We start from the raw sequence: 20286 nt of genomic DNA on the forward strand, positions 1-20286 counted from the left end.
TATCTATTTTACCCTAAATTACATCAATTATTAGAATTTAAATAGCAACTTTTATTACGCTATTCAACTATCCATCTTTACGGATCACAGCATTAATACATCGCAGGAAACTGGTCCGGATGGGTTTCATGCATCATTTCGTAAATGGTTTCGATAATATCATCTACAGATGGTTTGCTGAAGTAATCGCCATCTGATCCGAAAGGCGGACGGTGTGCCTTGGCAGATAATGTTCTTGGTTTTCCATCTAAAGTAAAATAACCATTCTGATCTTCCAGTACTTTTTGCAAGATATAAGCTGAAGCACCTCCCGGAACATCTTCATCAACCACCAGAAGTTTATTGGTTTTAGCCAGTGACGTAGCACATACTTTATCCAAATCGAATGGCAATAAAGTTTGAGGATCAACAATTTCTACGGAAATGCCAAAATTGGCCAGTTCTTCTGCGGCTTCCTGTACCAACCTTAAAGTTGATCCGTATGATACTACTGTAATATCAGAACCTTTTTCCAGCACTTCTGCCTTGCCTAGCGGCACCGTAAAATCGCCAACATTGCTGGGTAATTTTTCCTTCAGCCGATAGCCGTTCAGGCACTCAATCACCACAGCGGGCTCATCAGCCCTGAATAAAGTATTGTACATGCCGGCCGCCTGAGTCATATTTCTTGGCACACACAAATGCATCCCCCTTAATGAACCCAGTAACATGCTGATTGGTGACCCTGAATGCCATACACCTTCTAAGCGATGGCCCCGTGTTCTTACAATAACCGGTGCCTTTTGCCCTCCTTTAGTCCGGTAAGAAAGTGAGGCCAGATCATCGCTTAAAACATTTAAGGCAAAAATCAGATAATCTAAATATTGTATTTCGGCAACCGGTTTTAAACCACGCATGGCAAGCCCAATGCCTTGCCCCATGATCGTCATTTCCCTAATGCCTGTATCAGTTATCCTGAGTTCACCAAAACGGGCCTGTAATCCTGCAAAACCCTGGTTTACGTCACCAATATTCCCTAAATCTTCTCCAAACGCCACCAATCGCTGATCACGTGCGAAGTTTTCATTAAAACAGGCATTAAGCACTTCTCTTCCATCTACCATTTTAGAAAGCTCATCATATACCGCATCAACTACAGTAATCTTATCCGGACTTTCCAATCCATTGGTATGCAGTTTAGAATTATACCGCTCGAAACTCAAAGCTTCCTGGTCTTTATACCAGGCCAGTATGTCTTCACGTTCTCTGGTATTAAATTTAGCTGATAAACGAATGGCCTTACGTGCAGCACTGAATACTTCCCTTCGCTGTGCATCAGCCGTTGCCGCCAATTGCGCACCTATCCTGGCTAATTCCGGCTGGTGTTTGGCCAGGCCGCCAATGAGATCGATCACTGTCTTCTGTTCCGGTTTAATGCTGTCCAAGAACTCATTCCAAGCTTCTTTTTGCGCATCACGGACAAATATTTTTGCTTTTTTCTCAATGTCTGATATTTCTTCATCCGTTGCAATGGCAGAATCGAGCATCCATTCCCGCATCTTTAAGAGGCAATCATGTTCGCTTTCCCAGATCAGGCGATCTTTTGATTTATACCTTTCATGAGAACCAGATGTAGAATGCCCCTGAGGCTGCGTGAGTTCTGTAACATGGATCATTACCGGCACATGCTCATCCCGGCAAACCTGGATGGCTTTTTCGTAAACTTCGCATAGAGCAGGGTAATCCCAGCCTTTTACTTTATAAATTTCATATCCGGGTTGATGAGCATTACGCTGGAAACCCTTAAGGACTTCAGAAATATCTTCTTTAGTGGTCTGGTATTTTGCCGGCACCGAAATTCCGTAAGCATCATCCCAGATGGATATGGCCATTGGTATCTGCAGTACACCAGCCGCATTTATTGCTTCAAAAAAAACACCTTCAGAGGTGGATGCATTACCGATTGTACCGAAGGCAACCTCATTACCATTCACGGAAAAATGCTTTAAATAATCGAGTTCCTTATTGTTTCTGAAGAGCTTGGAAGCATATCCCAGGCCAACCAAACGAGCCATTTGTCCGCCTGTTGGCGAAATATCTGAAGAACAGTTTTTGATCTGTGTTAGGTCATTCCATGATCCGTCTTCATTTATGGATTTAGTTGCAAAATGACAGTTCATTTGCCTTCCACCTGAAAAAGGATCGGCACCATTTGTCGGATTTGCATATAGTTGTGCGAAAAACTCTTTGATGGTAGATATACCTGTTGCAAAGGCGAAAGTCTGATCCCTGTAATAACCTGAGCGCCAGTCTCCTTTTTTGAAAACCTTTGCCATGGCCACTTGTGGCACCTCTTTACCATCACCAAAAATGCCAAATTTAGCCTTTCCTGTTAACACTTCCCTGCGACCTAATACACTAGCTTGCCTGCTTTCATAGGCGATCTTATAATCATTCAATACGATGGTTTTAAAATCTCCAAATGTCAGCTCAGAATTATCAATAGAATTGGTTATAAATTTTTCATTCTGCATCATAATCAAATATTGGTTCTGGCAAATATATGCAAAATTAAAAGCTTGCCTTAAAGTTCGATTGTAAAATTATATATGGAAGAGTAAAATATAATTGGAATAGTTTTTGTTTTAGATTGAAATTATTAAATTTGTTTTAAGAATTTTAAAAAAATAATTTCAAATATAACATGAAAAAAATCTTAGTATTATTCGCCTTCATTTTAGGTTTTGGTTTGGTTGCTAATGCGCAATCAAAACCTGCAGATTTTAAATTTGAATCAGAAACCCATGATTTTGGTAAAATTCCGATGGGTAAACCGGTAACTTTCGATTTTAAATACACGAATGTTGGAGAAGAACCATTAATCATTAGTAAAGCTGAGGCAAGTTGTGGTTGTACTGTTCCTAAATACACTTCAACACCTATCAAAAAAGGTGAAACCGGTGTAATTTCAGTAACTTTTAATGCTGCCGCGGGTCCATCTGCATTTTCAAAAGCGGTAACTTTAACTTCAAATGCAAAAACACCTATAAAAGTACTTTATATTAAAGGTGAAACCGTTGCGGCCAGTTCGAAATAATTTTTCAATAAATATTGTAATTAAAGTCCCGATAATCATCGGGACTTTTTTATTTTTGTGCCATGCCAAAGATTTCACTTAAGGGGGCGCAGATGCCTGCTTCACCAATCAGAAAGTTAACACCATATGCTGATCAAGCAAAAAGAGATGGTAAGAAAGTTTATCACTTAAATATCGGTCAGCCGGATATTGAAACGCCGGAAGGCATGCTGAATGCCATTAAGAATATTGATTTCAATGTTTGGGCTTATACACCTTCAGAGGGAACACTAGCCTATCGTTTAAAGCTTGCGGAATATTATAACAAACTGGGATATGGCATTACACCGGAAGACATCCTGGTAACGGTAGGCGGATCAGAAGCCATTACGATTGCAATGCAAACCTGCGTGAATGAAGGTGATGAAATTATTATTCCTGAACCTTTCTACGCGAACTATAATGGTTTTGCCTGTATGAGTAATGTGGTGGTAAAACCCATTTTATCTTTTATTGAAAATGGATTTGCCTTGCCTCCAATTGCTGAATTTGAAAAACTCATTACAGAAAAAACGAAGGCCATTATTATATGCAACCCCAATAATCCTACAGGCTATTTGTATTCCAGGGAAGAACTGGAAGCCTTAAAAATGCTTTGCAAAAAATATGACCTGTTTTTATTTTCAGATGAAGCTTACCGGGAATTTTGCTATGACGGGCGTGAATTTATTTCACCGATGCACCTGGGTGGGCTCGAAGAAAACGTGGTAATTATGGATACCGTTTCTAAAAGATATAGTGCCTGTGGTGCGCGTTTGGGTTGTTTAATCACCAAAAACAAGGCTGTGATTGCTTCGGGCTTAAAATTTGCACAAGCCAGATTAAGTCCTGGTATGGTGGAACAAATTGCCGGTGCGGCCGCTGTGAATACGCCTGATAGTTATTTCGAAAAGGTAAATACCGAATATACATTACGTCGTGATACTTTAGTAAGCCGTCTAAATCAAATTGACGGTGTTTTTTGTCCGAATCCGGGTGGCGCCTTCTATGTGGTGGCCAAATTTCCTATTGATGATGCGGATCTATTTTGCCAATGGATTTTAGAAGATTTTACACATGAAAACCAAACGGTAATGATGGCGCCAGCAACTGGTTTCTATTCTACCAAGGGTTCTGGAAAACAGGAAGTTCGCATGGCTTATGTATTAAATACAAGTGATTTAAATGCCGCAATGGATTGTCTGGAAATAGCCTTAAAGGAATATCCAGGAAGGACAATCTAGTTTACGATTTCTGTTTACAGTTTTTATAATAAATGCCAGATAAGCAGTTTACAGCTGTATTTGGCATTTTTTTTGTACATTTGCAACCAGGTTTTCAACTTTAGACTTTAGACTTTAGACTTTAGACTTTAGACTTTAGACTTTAGACTTTAGACTTTAGACCTAAACCGGGGCCGTTCTTGGATTTGACAGGGTGGCGAAGGTTATGTTAGCATGCAGTGCGTTGTTCGGAGAGCACTTAAAGTGAACGATCACATTTTAGTTGGCGAAAACACTTACGCCTTAGCTGCCTAATTTAGAATTAGATAGCTTTTGTCCCTCTGACTGTTGCATTGTTGGGTTAGAATCCGGGGCATCGAAACAACAAAGCTGGCTTTAAGGAGATACGACTTAAAGTGAGATCAAGTATCTAAGGTGATGAACAAGGTCGGTTTTCAGCCCGTTTATCATTCGAAAATTAATTGAAAAATAAGCATGTAGAAGGTATAATTTATCTCACAACTGGACAAGGGTTCGACTCCCTTCGGCTCCACAAATCTTCAAAAGAATCCGCGAAATTTCAATAATCTCGCGGATTTTCTTTTTTTTATGGTTTTTAAGTCTGGTACAGATCTGAAAACCATATTCACCCTAATTCTGGCAGAAGGTATAACCCTATATTTAAAACATACCTTTAATGATGATTTGATGCTACCGAAAAACTTTTTATCAATAATATGAATATGAAGTTTCATTAACTGGCGGTCGTTTTTATGATTAAGGTTCCGGAGGTGGGATTATCTACCATTTTAATGACCTGTAAATCGAAGACAATTGAAGTTAATAGGTTTCACAAAACTTAAAAATAACACTTCGGTCTCCGGCTCTTTTTAGTTTCAATATAATATCCAACCGATATTTCATGCGAGCCGTAATCATAATTATTTAGCTTGTTCAGGCTATAATCATAACCATAACCAATACGCAGGTTGGACCGGATAAAAAATTCACTGATGAAACCAGCAGCAGCCTTACTGTTCAGACCGCGCTGCAGATTGCCTTTGGGATAAAGTTCTACTGAAGTCCGGTAAACTGCGCCAAGCCAGAAACGCTCTTTGATTAATATAAAGGCATTTAAATCTAGAGAAGTTGGTCCATGTAAATCATCCTTAATTAAAAAGGTAGGTTTAAAAACGAAATCCTCACTTACAGGAAATGCCATGCCTGCGGTGAGGTAAAAATGTGGTTGAACTTTTACATTAAGCGCATTGTAATCGCTAAATACTGATAGTGATTTGGCCAGAAGATTGTTGGCAGAAAAGCCAATAAAAAACTTTTCGTTGGAATAATGAACACCGGCTCTTACATCAGGTGTGGTTTGACTGACCACTCCCGTAACGATACGGTTATCACCTTCTTCAATAGCCTCCAGCAAATTACCGTTTAAGGATGATTGAATTACACCTACGCCCAAACCAAAGGCAAGGATATTGGTTTCGGTACGATCCAGTTTTATCCGGTAGGCAAAGTTTGCAGATGCATTTAAACTACTTTGTGCACCAATTTTATCTTTGGTGATGATCATGCCGAGGCCTAAACTTTCATCATTAACTGCTTCATCTGCAGATATGGAAAGAGTTTGCGGTGCACCTCGAACGCCGGTCCATTGTGCCCTGGCAAAAGCCTGAAGATAAAGTTCTTCCTTATAACCTGCATATGCCGGGTTGATATACATGCCATTAAATACATACTGTCCAAACTGGGCATCCTGTTGCGCCAAAAGCTTAAAAGCAGATGTAATCATGATTAAAACAAAAAATATCCCTCTCCAAATGTTCATGCTTATATATTTTATCATATTTACCGTATTACGGTTATGTAACCTTTGTAATCCTGCCAGGCTGATGTTCCGTTCTTCACTTTAACTATATAGAAATAGGTTCCGTCTGCCAGTCCCTGAGCAGTCCAATCATTTTGGTAATGATCGGATTGGTAAACCGTACTTCCCCAACGGTTAATAATGGTTACTTCATTTGATTCAAATGATTCCAGAAGTTGGATATAAAAAGTGTCGTTTTTGCCGTCCCCATTAGGCGTAAAAACATTTGGTATTCTTAAACCTGAAATCTCTTTTTGATCGGTTGATGTATTATTGGCCAAATTCGGATCAAACTCTTTAACCGTAACCACGGCTGTATTACTCACTATACCAGATTGTTTCGCTCTCACTTTAACCACCAGTTCAGCAAACTTACCGTTGGCCAGTAAAGGAATATTCCAGTTGATGGTTTGTTTAGATTGATCGAAGGTGGCTAAGCCATCTGTAGGCTGTTCAAGGCGTTCCAATAATAAGTTATTTGGAAGCGCATCTTTAATTTCCAGCTGGGAGGCATCATGTGAACCATTATTAATGACGTTTAGATAATAATCAAAGACCTGGTCAACGACTACAATTTTTGATTCTGACCGCTTTGTGATGGCTACATCGGCAACAGATCTATGTGGCACAACGACTTCCATTTCATCAGAGAAATCTGAGAAGCAGCCCAGCGCATTCCATGTAGCCACTCTATAAATTCCTGCAGTTGCGGTAATCAGTGTCTGTTTATTTTGCCCGTTCACCAATACATTATCCTTATACCAGATATACGAAGCTGCCCCCGCCGAATTTGCACGCAAAACCACTGACGATCCTGGTGAGATCGCAATCGTTTGCCGCCCTTCGGAAGCAATCTGGCCCATTGCTGTTTGAATAAAAAACAACATCAAAGCCAATGACAGAAAGGAGAATACCCTTCGTTTCATTTATACCTTATATTTCAGAAAATGTAACCTTCTACCTAGAAAGTAACTGCGGTGGCAGTACCTGTAATGGTTCCTGGCGTAATGGTTGGTTTTGTTGGCTTAGCTGTAACCGTAATATCATGATCTGCAGTTTGCGCACAATAGTTTTTGCTACCAATTACATAACCTACTTTTAACCTGTGTTTTTTTGTTCCAACTGTAGCAGGCGCAGATGGTGTATAATCTTTTGCTGTTGCACCTGCTATTGCAGTTTCTACAGTACCTTCAACAGTATACCATTGATAGGCCAATGTAGTGATGGTAGGATCTTCCGGATTGGTAACTGAACCAACCTGTGCCAACGGACTTTCCAAACAGAAATTGGCAGGTGTAAAATCAACTACCAAAGGTTTAAGTACATATACCGGTATTTCCTGCAATTCAGACTCACAGGCACCTGCTATGGTTGATTTGGAACTTAAATAATAATAGCCGGTATTTAAATCAGCTGCTGCAATTTTATTTCCTGACACTAAAGTAATACCTGTACCTGGCGTAGTAGTTTGCGTTGCACTATACTTCACAATCCAGTCTTCTCCGGAAGGAGGAGATGGCAAAGTAAGGTCTGAACCCTTACAGAATAAACTCACCCCAGGGGTGTTTGGAAGTACCTGTGCAGATACTTTTGAAAATGTGCAGATGATAACGAAAATAACTGCGAGGATGGTTTTTGTAGTAGAATTTTTCATGGGGACTGATTTTTTTGTTTAATTAATATTGAGATGTAGTTTGCACCAGCACATGCGGCGCTGATGGTTTTGGATTTATTTTAAGGTTAAAATTAATTTGAGCACTGCAGCCTGCTGCATTTTTTAAGGTTAGTATGCCCGTATGCATACCTACCGGGGCATTAACAGGGATGTTAAAAGGAATACTTCCTACTGGTAAAGTCTGGTTAATCACAGGATCAAAACCAGCTGTATTCCAATTAATGCTATATGTTACAGGGTTATTTACCGGGTTGGTATAACTTAATGATGATGCCGTAAAGCCCTGACAAATTTCAGGTTCAGTACCAAGCGTTAAACCGGGCAGGCCACTTATCACTACGATAAAATCTGTTTTTTTCTCTTCGCAACCTCTAGCAGTAGCAGTTATCGTTGCCGTACCTGAAAAGGTATCATTCCAGGTTACCTGACCACTGGTGGCATCAACAATACCTGCCGCTAAAGGCAATAGCGAATACACTATTTCTGTAGTGTTGCTTGCAGTTGCCCTATAAGTGTCTGTGCCGGCACCAATACAGCGTTTATCAGTTAATCCACCGTTAAAAACGGGGGTGCTAACCTTTCCGTTTACTGTAATATTTCCGGTTATGCTTAATGCATTTCCGGCAGTACCAGTTACGGTGTAAGTTTTTGCTGAACCTGCGGTAGTGGGTGTACCACTAATGGTTAATTTTTTTGTTGAACGATTATAGGCTGAAGTTATGCCAACCGGTAATCCCGCAACGCTAACGTTAGTCGTACCTGACGGGATGTCATAAATAATATCATCCATCGTTGTACCTACACAAACTATTCGATCGCCAGAACCTGTATTGGTGGTAACCGAGCTCTGATCATTATTGGATACCTGATCAGATTGAGTACCCGTAATGGTCGCAGTATTTACATTCTGGCCTGTTTTTACCACCTGGGCCGTAATCGTTAAACTTATGCTAGTATTACTGGCTAAATCGCCAATGGTCCATACTCCAGAAGCTGGATCATAACTGGTGCCCTGTGGTGCTACGTTTGATACATAGGTAAACCCGTTAGGCAACAAATCCGTAACTGACACCCCTACTGCATTGCCATTACCTAAATTTTCGGCCTTTAGGGTAAATACGACATTGCTGTTTAATTCCGGGTAGGCTACATTAACCGTTTTAGTAATGGAGCGGTCGATATTACAAAGGGAGATGTTTAAAGGTAATGAAGGGGCGCTGATACCACATTCTAACTGCGTAGTCACACTGTAATTTCCAGATAATGTGGCCACGTACGTATTGTTCGTAGCGCCGTTTATCGGCTCACCATTCAGATACCATTGGTACGGGCCTGCATTTGGCTTAACAGTTAGTGTTGCAGTAGTACAATCTGTTTGACTGACAGCAGGTTGTTCTGCCTTTTCAGGGAAACGGGAAATAAAATTAGACATCGAAAAGGCATTACTTTGCTGCACCATCGAAACCGTAAGCCTGCTTGCACTAGTGAGTATAATGGTAGCGGGCTCTCCGATATTAGTACGCGTAAAACTCACCAAAGATAAGCCCGTATTGCCCAGCGGTTTGCGACTGTTTATGCCCGCTATAGTTTCAATGTCTTTATTGTTATAAGGCGGGTTGCCATTTGAAGTCAAAAAAATTCTATCTGTACTACTTGTAATAATATAACCGAAATAATCCAGGTTAGTATTTTGGTTATAGGCTGTAAATTTAGTGGTTTCTACCTTTTTAGAACCAGAACAACTGGATATCGGGACTAATGTAGCCACATCCACCTCACAACCTTTGCCGCCAGAAGCACCTGCCGTACCCGAAAACACTTCAATATTTTTAGTCGAAGAGATATAGGTAGAGGAATATCTACCGGTATTTTTTGCCGGATCATAATCTCCGTTCAGATAACCATGGTTAAAGGTTTGCTTATCTCCGGGCTGTGCTAAGGTGTATGTTGTTGATCCTTTCTGAACTCCGTTTTGATCAAAATTGATCACCCTTATGCTGGTGTTTGCCTCCGTTGCAATTATTGTAGTTTGCTCTGCAATCATATTACCTTCGCCCCTAACCACTACATACTCCTTACCCAAGGAAGCAATTGGCGGAATAGGATTGTAGGCACCATCACCGCAGCCACCCGGCGCATCCAGATCTGCAGAAGTGTTCATTACGGTAGATTGTGAAGATTCAACCAATGTTCCGATAGGTGCATTGAATAAATAACTCTGTCCGGCATTTAATGTAGCTGTAGCCACTCCGCCTATCTTAACAATAGTATTATTTTGGATGGCCATAATGCTATAGATTGGCGGGTGTGCAGAACTTGCAAGATTTCCATCCCGATAATAGCCTACCCTAAAAGATGTTCCTATTGCCGCATCACCAAAACTAAAGAGTGAAGCATTTCCTTTAATATCTTCATCAGTACCATCAGTCCCTAAATTATCAGAAGCTACATTTCTTAAGTTCACCGAAATTGTGCCTGTCGCGTTTACTATTAAACCTGCTGCGTTAATTACGGTATTCAGTGGGTATGCGGGCGCGTCTTTAGGTAACCCGCTAAAGCGTTGTACATAAGGAGTACCCTGCGTGCAGGTAAAATTAAATAATACAGTACCATCGCTTTTAGATATGGTTCCGGTAACGGTTCCACTTTCTGATGCAATCACAATCTCATTGGCCTTGCTCCAGTATTGCCAGGGTGCTGGGGCAATATAATGTACAGAATAAGGAGGTGGAGATAACAGTTTTCCGGCATGTATGGTTGCCGAATAGGAAAAAGCAGCTAAGCTGATGTGTGTTTTGGTTTTACATTGCACAGCAGTATTACTTACCGCAATAAGCAATATTAACCCTGCTAACCTATTAAATAAAAACAGTAGTAACCCTTTAACCATACACCAACCTTATAAAGCCCCTTATGTGCCTAACATGGTTCTGAGATTTATTAAAATGTATGGATACATCTTAATAAATTTTACACAATCAGGTTAATCACCTTTTAAGCGGATCACCTATTTACGTAAATGAAAAATGTATGGTTTTTGGGGATTTTACAGGCCAATTTAAAGAATTATTTTGCACTAAAAAACACCCTAAATATTAATTTTAATGCATTTTAAAGCGGTTTTAAATCAATTAACACACAACTAAAATTGGCTGTATTTCTATTGATACGCGAATCAGCATAAAAATAATTCAATTTGTTTGTTTTTTGAGTTTTGATTTGTTTTAAATATCTTTTATTGAGGCTTTTAAATTATTTCTGTACTTTAAATTTACATGAGAAAAGTTTTTTTAGTTTTTTTCTTAAAAAAATCTATGAATGACGACGTCATTTTAAAATTATAGGTAAATAGGAAAAATAAGGCCGGTGATCTTGCATCATTAGGTTTAATTTCCTTAAAACAATCTTCGCCCAAGTTGGTCAAGGATTTTATATCTAAAGAAGCAACATGATATCAGTACCATGAGGGAGTATCTGATCCAACACTGATTGCGCCAGAAACCTACACTTTGGATCAACACTTTTTGGATCGCCCTGGAAATATTGAAATACAACTCGATTTCGTAAAAGATTATAGCACTAACGGAGCCATGTATCCAAATTTCATGCCTATTTCAGGGCTTATCATCCACAACTTTTAGCCGCTTGGGGGAATAAAGACCCTTACTTTTTACCTGCTGGTGCCGAAGCCTATAACGCGATAATCCTAATGCAACGGTTAAATTCTATCACACGGGCCACTTCGCCCTTGAAACAAACGCTAAAGAAATTGGCCGGGATGTGCTAAACTTTTTAAATGGATTGCCTAAATAGTGTCATGCCTGATAGCGGAAATGCTCATTTTTTTGAATGAAAGCTAATGTGGCGTAAAATTTATTTAGCCATTGTACAGTGGAATCCGCTAGAGACATCTTAATATCAATTGTTAATAAAATAAGAGGCTGTATCATATTTCCAGATTTGTCATGTTGAGCCTGTATAAACACCATCCGGGTATTTTTCTAAAGTCCTTAGACAGGGTGACATTTCGAATTTATGATACAGCCTCGTTTTTCGTCGCATTTGTTATCAGGATTCCCTGTTTACGGGAGTTCCTTAACTTACGTATCGGAATAACTCTAATCCGGCTTTTCGTTGTTGTAGATTTTCAGCACTTCATCGGCACTCAAAGCTTTATTATAGTACCTGATATCATCCATAGATCCTTTAAAAAAAGCAGCATTGGAAAAATAAAACGGACTGCTTTTATCTGTAAAGCTTAATATGCCTTTGGGCAGAATCTGGCCAATGGCTAAATTTACAGGTGTGGTAAGGACAGATGCGTTACCGGCAGCACTTTCAGATCGTGTTTGCACACCATCTACATAAAAGCTTATGGTACCATTCCCTGCCGTAACTACAGCGTGGTGCCATGTTCCCACTGCCATTTTCCCAGGATTACTATCCCTATCATAAGTAGCAGCTGGGGTTTTCAGTGTCATGAATAAAAAATTATCAGACTGAAGCTGGAATTTAAAACCGTTCCATTTATTTAAAGAAAGGAGATAATTATCAGCAAAAGCTTCTTTAACGTTAATCCAGAGGCTGATACTCAATACCTGCGGGTTAAGTGCTGGGCTGTAAGGAACTTCAATATAAGCGCCCTGCTCGAAAGCATAGGCATTGTTAGCCTGACCAAAGCGATCAGTAGTGGCCACTGGTAAAACTCCGCCATCCTGGTGATTATCAGCTGTTCCGATAATCCCTGTCATTAAAGTTCCATTATGGCCATTGCCGGTAGCATCCGCTGCATTACCATTAAAAAGCCATTTCGCCACCAGGTTGGCTGCAGCTACTTCTTCAATTTTTCTTGCGCCAAAGTCAGTGGCGGCACGCCTCAAATTGGCTAAGGCATTATTCACTTCCTCCTGAGTGTAAGCTCCTGTAACAACTGTTGCGGACAGATCAATAGCAGATTTAAACTGCAGCCTGGCTTGTTTAGGGTACTGACCGATATCGTGGCCTTCCACACTTTGATTATACAGTTGCTTAACAGAATCAGTAAGTTGGGTAAGGCTTGATTTATTGGAAGCATAATCTGGCAGATTGGCTTCATTTTTACAGGATGCAAAAACAGCAATAGCCAGCAGCAAATAAAACGGGTATTTCAATGATGGTTTATAATTTTTAATATTCATTTTAATGGTATTAAAGTTTACCGTTGGCGTTTAATTCCGTTTGAGGAATTGGAAAAAACCGGTTGTTTGTATAATTAAAGTTTGGCGCACCAGGCTTTATTGCAGCATTGGCATATGCCTCGCCATAACGGATCACATCAAAGAAGCGTTGAAACTCCAATGCAAGTTCTGAGCGTCTTTCCCTGCGGATTACTTCCCTTAAATCGGATTGATTAATCACTGTTACCGCAGCTAGCAGATCGGCCGGAGGCGTACCGTCATAATTTTTTCTTGCCCTTTCACGCACTTTATTTAGCGGCACTAGCGCAGCAGCAGATTGACCTGATTCGTTCAGTGCCTCAGCCTTGATAAGCAATAGATCTGCAAAACGCAACGCCTCATAATTCAGGTTTCCATCGTTTTTAGTGGTAGTAGGTACCTCACTCAATGGTTGAACATGTTTTTTGGAGAGATAACCTGTGCTGCTCCATGAAGGGTCAAAAGTATTATCATAATAGGATTTCCCTGTCCTTGCAATAGTCAGATCAAGCCGGGGATCATTCGCTTCAAAATTATTGACCAGACTTTGTGTTGGAAAATAAGTACCTGCTCCATTTAAAGCCCGGGGTGCAAACCAGTAATTCAAGGAATTTCCCTGTGAAGGTTGTGCCCCGCGGCTGTGCCATACTGAAAATATGACTTCACTATTGGTTTTGGCAGATGCATTAAAATTATCGGCAAAGCGGTCTGTTAATGCATAACCTAAGGCTTCTACCTGTTCGCTGTATTGAATGGCCTGCGTATATTTTTGTTGAAATAGAGAGGCCTTGGCCAATAAAGCCAGTGCGGCACCTTTGGTTGCCCGACCCAGATCGTTGTTTGATTCCCATTTTTGGGGTAAACCGGCGGCGGCTTCCGTGAGGTCTTTTTCAATCTGGGTGTATACTTGTGCCTGCGGAGATGCAGCTACGGCAGCGTCCTCAAGCGTACTCACTTTTAAGCGCAGCGGAATGTTTCCATAAAAATTAGTCAGCAGGAAATAATAATATGCCCGCAGAAATTTCGCCTGGGCAAGCAATTGCGTTTTAGCAGGTTCAGTGATTGCTGTATTATCGGTCTTAAGCCCATCAGTGATCACATTACAGCGGTTAATACCATCATAATACCTGGCCCATAAAGATTGTACGGCAGCATTTCCCGGCAGGATATTGTACAGATCAATAGCGGTATAATCTGCCTGTTCACCCGCGTTTCCTCCGATAACAACATCATCCGTAGCCACATCACCTAATACCCAAACAGGATTACTGGAAGCATCCGTAAAAGTAAGCGGGATATAAGCTGCATTCACAGCCGTTCTGGCCGTAGACTCATTGCTGAACAGATCTGCATCAGAATAGTAACCCAGTGCAGGCTGATCTAAAAATTTCTTGCAACCCGTTATAGAAATCAGGCACAAGGCAAAAGAAAGTATATATATTTTTTTCATCAGATTAGAAGTTAAGGTTCAAGCCAAGTGTATAAACTCTTGCAGATGGATAAGTTCCCCAGTCAATACCAACAGCCCTTACACCATCGCCCTGACTATTACTACTGGTATAAATCTCCGGATCAAGGCCGGTATATTTTGTAAAGGTTAAAAGATTTTGTCCGCTCATATAAATGCGCATTGATGCTATTTTCAAGGCAGAGAGCACTTTCGGGCTCAAACTATAGCCAATCTGCAGATTTTTTAATCTCAAATAAGACCCATCTTCTAGAAAACGGGTTGATGGTCTTTTATTGTTTGTGGAAGAAGCAGAGCTCCAGGTAAGGCGTGGAAACTGATCGGTACTGCCCGCCCCATTCCAGCTGCCCGTGGCTACACGTTCGGTAATGTTAAAGGCACGATAAAAACCTTCAATATCTGTGGCCACCTGGTTATACAACTTATTGCCATATGCCCCCTGAAAAAATACACTAAGATCAAACTGTTTAAACTTCAGGTTCCCGGTAAAGCCGTAAGTGAGTTTTGGAATAGGACTTCCGGCAAACTGCCGGTCTTTCTCATCAATAATCCCATCTCCATTGCTATCCTTATACTTCACGTCGCCTGGCTGAATGCCATTACCCTGATAAGCATGTGTAAAGATATCCAGGTTGTTCTGGAAAATTCCTTCCATAGGAAGCAAATAAAATGCCCCTATTGGTTGCCCTACTGCAGTAAGCGTAGCATAATATTCATTGTCTATCCTTCCACCAACAATCGGTGATCCAGCCAGCGAACGCACTTTATTTTGAAGCGTAGCCATATTTCCTGATACATCGTAACTCCAGTTTTCAGAAATCTGATCACGGTAAGAGATTTGAAGTTCAAGCCCCTGGTTACGCACTTTACCGGCATTCACATAAGGACTTCCGCCCCCGCCTGCACTTGGTGGCAAAGGATTGGCAAAAAGAATATCGGAATTATCTCTAATGAAATAATCGGCACTGAACTGAAGCTTATTATCAAAAAATCCGGCATCTAAACCAAAGTTACTTTGCGTACTGGTTTCCCAGGTGATGTTTGCATTCCCTCTTGAGGTAAGCGAATTACCTATTACAGGTGTACCACCGAAGGGATAAAACCCGACAAAAGAATTCAATGAGGTATACGCATAATTGCTGATTTCCTGGTTGCCGGTTTGACCGATACTAGCCCTTAATTTTAGCATGGAAAGCGACTTGAAATTTTTCAGAAACGCTTCCTGATCCAGCCTCCACCCTATTGATCCGGCATAGAAATTACCATAACGGTTAGCCGGATTTAACCTGGACGATCCATCCCTGCGTACAGTAAAGCTGGCCAGGTATTTATCGGCATACTGATAATCAGCACGACCAAAAAGGGAGAAAAGTGCCCATCTCGATTCGTTCTCGCCATTTTGCTGTATGCCAATTCCGTTATCAAGATATTGAAAATCTTCAGATTGGTTTGGGAAAATTGATCTGGATGCAGAAAGGCCGTTCGTGCGGCTTTTGATATTTTCTGTTCCGGCAAGAATAGTTAAATCATGCTTTTCACCAAACTTCAGGTTATAGGTTAATGTATTGGTCCAGTTATAATCTAACTGGTTCGCATTAGCACGGGCCAGACTGCCAGGGGAGTTTTGTGCACGGTCTCCCCAAATTTTAAAGAACTGTTTAAAATCAGTGATAACCAATGTTCCACCCAAAGTCGTACGGAATTTTAGTCCGTCGATAATTTTAGCCTCTACAAATACATTACCTAACGCGCTATAAGCATTATTGTTCCGGTCGAAGTTATCTGCATAACCCACTGGATTTAACCCATCACCAAAGAAATTTGAATTTTCAGGCAGATCTACATAATCGCCATTGGCTTTAAACACCGGAGTAGCCGGCGTACGGAAAAGAGCATAGCGCATGACGCTGGCTCCTTGATTGCCGTTTCCAAAACCATCACCCGAAGCACCTACCTGTTTGGTTTTTGCATAAGAAAGATTCAGGTTTATTCCCGTAGAAAAGACTTTGGACAGGGTGCTGTTTACCGCTGTGCGCAGGTTAAACCGGTCATAAGCGCTATTATTGATCAATCCATCTTGTTTGTAATAATTGGCAGCCACCAGGTAATTCCCGGTTTCATTGCCACCACTTACGGAAAGGTTGCTGTTATTAATCAGTGCCGGTTGCAACACTTCTTTCTGCCAATTTACATCAGGCAAGCTTGCAGCAAGGGAAGCAGGAATTGGTGTCCGTCCATCAGCAACGGCGGCAGCATTAAAGGCTGCAACATATTGCGGCGTATTGGCCATCTTGATTAAATCGCCATGAACCTGAACGCCGGTATATTGTGAAAGATTAACTATTGATTTACCAGATTTCCCTTTTTTAGTGGTAACTACCACAACTCCGTTCGATGCCCTTGCGCCATAAATGGAAGCAGAAGAAGCATCTTTTAAAATGCTGATGCTTTCAATATCTGTCGGAGAAATCTGATTGATGCCTGAAGTACTGGGTACACCATCAATCACATATAGCGGATTATTATTGTTAATGGTTCCTACACCGCGAATCCTTACGGCAATGCCCTCACCCGGAGCACCGGTGCCTTGCGTTACGGATACGCCGGCAGCTTTTCCCTGTAATACCTGATCTACCCCGCCTACAGGCATATTATCTATATCGGTAGACCTGACCTGGGAAACGGCTCCGGTAAGATCCTTTTTTTGCTGGGATGAATAGCCGGTAATTACAACATCATCTAACGTCTTGCTTACCGGCATTAAAGAAACGACTATTTCCATTTGATTACCTGGTCGCAAGATTTTGGTATTATAGCCAATAAACAACACCCGAATGGATGAATTACGGTCAGGAAGGTTTATGCTAAAGCGGCCATCAGCATCAGTATTTACTTTATTTGGTTTTCCTACTACCTGTATAATGGCACCAGGAACAGGATTTCCTTTTTCATCTTTTACAATACCTTTCAATACTCTTGAAGTGGTATCGGAAACATTTGGCCGGGAAGTTTTAGTTAGTGTATTTTGACTAGCGGAAGCCGGGACAGCAGATTTGACCGGGCTGGAAGTTGGAGGAACGTTAATTGGCGGTACTGATGTAGCTGGTACTTTTGGAACCGGATCTGGCGGAATTTGTGTTTTCGCCGTAGAATCCGGTCGCCGCCCGAGCGAATCCGGAGTAGTCTGAGCCTGTACATTGACAGCAGCAGCAGCTAACATAAGAAATAGGAAATACCTTCGTAACAGTAACTTCATCTTAAATTTCGGGTTAATAATCTTAATCGTACTGCAATACAATCCAGATGATGAAAATGTTTTAGTAAAGCATATTTTATTTTCCACAGGCAGGCAGAACATTCTGATTTTGAAGTATCATTATAAACGTTATTAGGACATTTATAAAAAAGTAATATATTTACATTTCTTAAGCAGCGTTTCAATCCGTTCATTTCCATGAGCCGATGTTTGAATTTTCGCTGCCAAGGATAACCAGATATGATCGCCATGCTTCAAAAGCCCAACGTCTACTTTCCCATTTTTACAATGTTGAAGTGCTGTATATATCCAATTGATGTATTGCAGCAAACTTATTCCATTAAAAAGTATTCCAGGCAACAAGTATCCCTACCCTATCTGTTTTTATAAAAAATTTATCAACCTCCTAATATGACCATCATTAAAAACATTTCTTCAGCGTGCATTTTGTTATTATTTTGGTTTAACACCCATGCACAGGATCTTCAGGTTTCCAGTCCTGATGGCAAGTTAACTGTGCAACTGAAGTTAAATCAAGGCAAGTTGTTCTATCAGGTTTCACTAGACGGGCAGCAAATGCTTGCCGATTCTCCATTAGGTATCAGGGGAGCCGGAGCAGACTTATCTCAGCAGCTTCAGTTAGAAAGCAAAGCATCGCGCCAAATAGATCAAACATACCAGGAACCTAAAATAAAAAAAAGCAGTGTTCATTACCAGGCAAATGAGCTGACCTGTACATTTAAGAATGCGGGCAAGAACCAGCTGAACGTGATTTTCAGGGTAAGTAATCATGATATTGCTTTCCGTTATGGTCTTCCTCAAACCGGAGAGACTGCCACCATGATCATTGAAGAGGAACTCAGTGGTTATCATTTTCCATCTGTTACCACCACCTTTCTTACCCCTCAGGCTACGCCAATGATTGGCTGGATGAAAACGAAACCCAGTTATGAAGAAGAATATACAGTAGATGCGCCAATGGGTGTGCCTTCTAAGTATGGTGTAGGTTATACCTTTCCTGCTTTATTTCGTGTGGGTACCCAGGGCTGGGTTTTACTTTCAGAAACCGGCGTAAACGGTGCTTATTGCGGGTCAAAACTCAGCGAAGGCACAAAAGACGGAAATTATAAAATTGCATTCCCGGAAACGGGTGAAAATAACGGTATGGGTCGTGCCAATCCTACCATTTCATTACCCGGCGCTACACCATGGCGCACCATTACTGTGGGCAGGACTTTGAAGCCGATTGTGGAAACCACTATCCCATTTGATGTAGTTGAACCTCAATATGCGGCAAGTAAACCATATACTTTTGGCCGCTCTACCTGGAGCTGGCTGCTTTGGCAAGACAATAGTGTGAATTTTGAAGATCAGAAAAAATTTATTGATCTGGCCGCTTCCATGGGTTATGAATTTACCTTAATTGATGGTTTATGGGATAAGCAGATCGGACGGAAAAAAATGGAAGAGCTCGCAGCTTATGCCCGTGAAAAAAATGTTTCGGTAGCACTCTGGTATAATTCAAACGGTTTTTGGAATGATGCACCACAGGGCCCTAAGAACAGAATGAATACCGCCGTAGCACGTAAGGAAGAAATGGCCTGGATGCAGCGCATTGGAGTTAAAGGAATTAAGGTAGATTTCTTTGGTGGCGACAAACAGGAAACGATGAAATTATATGAGGATATTCTTGCTGATGCAAATAGTTATGGTATTACGGTGATTTTTCACGGTTGTACACTTCCAAGGGGCTGGGAAAAAATGTATCCTAACTACGCGGGAAGTGAAGCCGTACTGGCTTCCGAAAACTTAATTTTCGGACAGCATGCCAATGATATGGAAGCTTTTAATGCCAGTTTACATCCCTTTATCCGTAATGCTGTGGGTGCCATGGAATTCGGACCCGTTTTACTTAACAAACGCCATAACAAAACCAATTCTGGTGGTACCATCAGAAAAACTACCGAAACCTTTCAGCTGGCTACTGCTATATTGTTTCAAAGTCCGATTCAAAACTTCGGAATTACACCAAATAATTTAACGGATGTGCCTGCTCATGCGATCGATTTTATGAAGCATGTACCCACTACCTGGGATGAAACTGTTTTGATAGATGGCTATCCGGGAAAATATTGTGTGCTTGCCCGTCGTCATAAAGGCCAGTGGTATATCACCGCCATTAACGCCGAAAAAACGACGAAAACCTTAAATCTCTCCTTGCCCATGCTGACAGAAAAAACGGTTACCCTGTACGCTGACCAGGAAGACAGAAAGCCTGAAAAACTGACCCACACGCTAGGTAAATCAAAAACGATGAAGATCAGATTGTTACCGGATGGTGGTGCTGTAATTGTTGGAAAATAACGTATCAGCCAATTGGCCTGCAATGCAATGCGCCCGGTAAAAGACAAAAAATACTACAAACTAAACAGCGTATTCAAGCATATTCGCCAACCTTTGGCCTCAAAAAGTCTGAGAATTTCAATATTTTCAGGC

The 20286-nt window shown here is 41.0% G+C and carries 11 protein-coding genes and 1 other RNA gene; 4 read left to right on the forward strand and 8 right to left on the reverse strand.

Annotated elements, in window-relative coordinates:
• Window positions 1-92 precede the first annotated feature (92 nt).
• Window positions 93-2516 (reverse strand): thiamine pyrophosphate-dependent enzyme, encoded by a 2424-nt coding sequence (locus CBW18_RS07350; RefSeq protein WP_088300646.1) that lies wholly within the window; start codon window positions 2514-2516, stop codon window positions 93-95.
• A gap of 167 nt (window positions 2517-2683) precedes the next feature.
• Here CBW18_RS07350 and CBW18_RS07355 point away from each other — a divergent pair, with 167 nt between their 5' ends.
• From CBW18_RS07355 to ssrA, 3 genes are all read left to right on the forward strand, one after another.
• Entirely contained in the window at window positions 2684-3076 is a 393-nt protein-coding gene (locus CBW18_RS07355) for a DUF1573 domain-containing protein (protein WP_088300647.1), read from the forward strand.
• A gap of 62 nt (window positions 3077-3138) precedes the next feature.
• On the forward strand, window positions 3139-4338 hold the full coding sequence (locus CBW18_RS07360; protein WP_088300648.1) for a pyridoxal phosphate-dependent aminotransferase: 1200 nt from the start codon (window positions 3139-3141) through the stop codon (window positions 4336-4338).
• A gap of 169 nt (window positions 4339-4507) precedes the next feature.
• Window positions 4508-4873, forward strand: a transfer-messenger RNA (tmRNA) gene (gene ssrA, locus CBW18_RS07365).
• Window positions 4874-5176: 303 nt separating this feature from the next.
• On the opposite strand, the gene CBW18_RS07370 is transcribed toward ssrA, so the two are convergent.
• From CBW18_RS07370 to CBW18_RS07400, 7 genes are all read right to left on the reverse strand, one after another.
• Window positions 5177-6157: a type IX secretion system membrane protein PorP/SprF gene (locus tag CBW18_RS07370; protein WP_088301324.1), complete on the reverse strand. Its 981-nt coding sequence runs from the start codon at window positions 6155-6157 to the stop codon at window positions 5177-5179.
• Between the two features lie 20 nt (window positions 6158-6177).
• Window positions 6178-7122, reverse strand: a complete 945-nt coding sequence (locus tag CBW18_RS07375; RefSeq protein ID WP_088300649.1) for a gliding motility-associated C-terminal domain-containing protein — start codon at window positions 7120-7122, stop codon at window positions 6178-6180.
• 35 nt (window positions 7123-7157) lie between these two features.
• Complete coding sequence (locus tag CBW18_RS07380; RefSeq protein WP_088300650.1) at window positions 7158-7850, reverse strand: hypothetical protein; 693 nt, start codon at window positions 7848-7850, stop codon at window positions 7158-7160.
• A gap of 22 nt (window positions 7851-7872) precedes the next feature.
• A complete protein-coding gene (locus CBW18_RS07385) occupies window positions 7873-10761 on the reverse strand; it encodes a DUF11 domain-containing protein (protein ID WP_088300651.1) in 2889 nt (962 codons plus the stop codon).
• Between the two features lie 1228 nt (window positions 10762-11989).
• Window positions 11990-13048, reverse strand: coding sequence for a LamG domain-containing protein (locus CBW18_RS07390; protein WP_088300652.1), 1059 nt, complete (start codon window positions 13046-13048; stop codon window positions 11990-11992).
• Window positions 13049-13058: 10 nt separating this feature from the next.
• Window positions 13059-14516: a RagB/SusD family nutrient uptake outer membrane protein gene (locus CBW18_RS07395; RefSeq protein ID WP_088300653.1), complete on the reverse strand. Its 1458-nt coding sequence runs from the start codon at window positions 14514-14516 to the stop codon at window positions 13059-13061.
• A gap of 4 nt (window positions 14517-14520) precedes the next feature.
• On the reverse strand, window positions 14521-17790 hold the full coding sequence (locus CBW18_RS07400; RefSeq protein WP_172406466.1) for a TonB-dependent receptor: 3270 nt from the start codon (window positions 17788-17790) through the stop codon (window positions 14521-14523).
• 411 nt (window positions 17791-18201) lie between these two features.
• Between CBW18_RS07400 and CBW18_RS07410 the strand changes: the two genes are divergently transcribed.
• Window positions 18202-20154, forward strand: coding sequence for a glycoside hydrolase family 97 protein (locus CBW18_RS07410; RefSeq protein WP_088300656.1), 1953 nt, complete (start codon window positions 18202-18204; stop codon window positions 20152-20154).
• The last annotated feature ends 132 nt before the right edge of the window (window positions 20155-20286 follow it).

It is taken from the genome of Pedobacter sp. AJM (genome assembly GCF_002197755.1).
Taxonomy (GTDB): domain Bacteria; phylum Bacteroidota; class Bacteroidia; order Sphingobacteriales; family Sphingobacteriaceae; genus Pedobacter.